The sequence below is a fragment of the Caballeronia sp. genome (assembly GCF_049581465.1).
Classification (GTDB): domain Bacteria; phylum Pseudomonadota; class Gammaproteobacteria; order Burkholderiales; family Burkholderiaceae; genus Caballeronia.
In genome coordinates this window covers 1-1,776 of record NZ_JBAUSA010000636.1, presented here as the reverse complement: position 1 = coordinate 1,776, position 1,776 = coordinate 1, and the positions used below count along the sequence as shown (strand labels likewise).

2 protein-coding genes are annotated in these 1,776 nt (G+C 62.8%); both read left to right on the top strand.

Features of this window, described 5'->3' with window-relative positions:
* On the top strand, positions 1-1,144 hold a 1,144-nt coding region (locus tag WCA53_RS15535), incomplete at its 5' end, for an MATE family efflux transporter (RefSeq protein WP_423911927.1).
* Positions 1,145-1,336: 192 nt separating this feature from the next.
* The gene (locus WCA53_RS15530) at positions 1,337-1,609 is read left to right on the top strand and encodes a hypothetical protein (protein WP_423911925.1); all 273 of its coding nucleotides are present in this window, start codon (positions 1,337-1,339) and stop codon (positions 1,607-1,609) included.
* Positions 1,610-1,776: the final 167 nt, after the last annotated feature.

Sequence of the window (1,776 nt, the reverse complement as noted above, 5' to 3'; positions counted from 1 at the left end):
GCTCATCACCGCCGCGTTGTCCGGCGCGACCTTGCTTTGGCTGGACTCCCTCCTGAGCGTGCTCGGCGCGCGGGGCGAAACTAAAGCGTTGGCAGTGCGCTTTCTGCTGATTACCGCGCCGACCTACGCGTGCCTTGCGATCGGCATGTGCACGGCCGCGCTGATGCGTTCGGTCGGCGCAGCGCATCGAGCGATGGCGGTCACGCTGAGCGCCGCCGTCGTGACCGCCGTGCTCGACCCGATCCTGATCTTCGGCTTCCATCTCGGCCTGACCGGCGCCGCGATTTCCAACGATGTCGCGCGCGTGGTGCTGGCGCTCGTCGGCTTGCATGGCGCCATTCGCGTCGAAGATCTCATTGGCCGCATTCATCCGGCGCGCTTGTGGACGAATGGCCGGCCCGTGCTGAAAATCGCGCTGCCCGCCGTCCTGACGAACCTCGCCACGCCGGTCGCCAGCGCCTACGTCACGCACGCGATGGCGCGCTTCGGCGCAGCTGCCGTAGCGGGGCAGGCGACCATCGACCGGATTACGCCGGTTGCGTTCGCGCTGATCTATGCGTTGAGCGGCGCGGTCGGACCGATCATTGCGCAGAACCTCGGCGCGGGCCGTGCTGACCGCATTCGCGAGACGATCCGCAGCAGCCTTGCATTCGTGGTGCTCACTGTCGCGATTGCGTGGCTCGTGTTGGCGCTGGTTCAGGGCGGGTTGATCCGCGCGTTTGCCGCGCATGGCGACACTGCCACGATCATTGCGGCGTTCTGTTCGTGGTTGGTGGCGAGTTATGTTTTCGTCGGCTGCCTGTTCGTGGCGAACGCCGCGTTCAACAACCTCGACCGGCCGTTGCTGTCGACGCTCTTCAACTGGGGACGCGCGACGCTCGGTACGATCCCGTTCGTCGCAGTGGGCATTCGGCACGGGCCGGTCGGCGTGATGATCGGGCAGGCCGTGGGCAACGCGATTTTCGGCAGCATGGCGATGCTGGTCGCGTATGTCGTGGTGAGGCGCTTGCCGGCGGGAGATTGCAAGGCGCTGGCGAGCCGGGCGCGTGAGCGGATGGCGTCATCGTCTGTGAATGTTCCGGCGGCCGCAGCGGGTAACACCATGGCGCCCGATGTTGAATTGAAGGCAGTGCAGGCCGAGTGAGCCGATGTTAAGTAAGCGATTAAGACTGAAATTCGATGTTTCGATTGTTGTTCATGAGCGAATGGTCCCTTGTTGGCTATCGATACAATGTTTCGATAGATCGGGTATACACTCATTTCCATCGACGCAGCACACAGAACCAAGACCGCCGCGCCGCTACCACAAACTATTCGTTATGAATCGGAGCGCATCATGAACAAGACACTTATCGCATCGTTGTTAGTCGCAGTTTCCGCCGTCTTCGCCGCACCGGCATTCGCCAGCGGTTATGGCCCGGCACCGTCATACAGGCCGCTGGTCGGCGCCCCCGCTTCGCAACGCGGTCAAAGCGAGCAGACCGTTGCAGCAGAAAATGCAGCCGCACGTTCTAATGTCACCGGTTACGGTGGTGTTGAAAGCACCGTGACGCAGTCGGGCAGCCGTGCGGCAGGTAGCGATGTACGCTCGCTCTTCGCACACCACTGATCGAAGGGACTTGTAGCCATAAGCTTGCAGGTTCCAGTCTTCGAATGCCCGGTGAATTTATCGTTCACCGGGCATTTTGCGTTTGGCGTTCCCGGAGGGGCTGGCGCGGTTTTGCGTTTGGGTTGGGGCGGTGCTGCTCGCGGCGAGTGTGGGGCTAGGGTGGGGAG

Bases quoted from the DNA above. Each gene is read 5' to 3' on its own strand.
- WCA53_RS15530 (WP_423911925.1), top strand. From the start codon at position 1,337: ATGAACAAGACACTTATCGCATCGTTGTTAGTCGCAGTTTCCGCCGTC.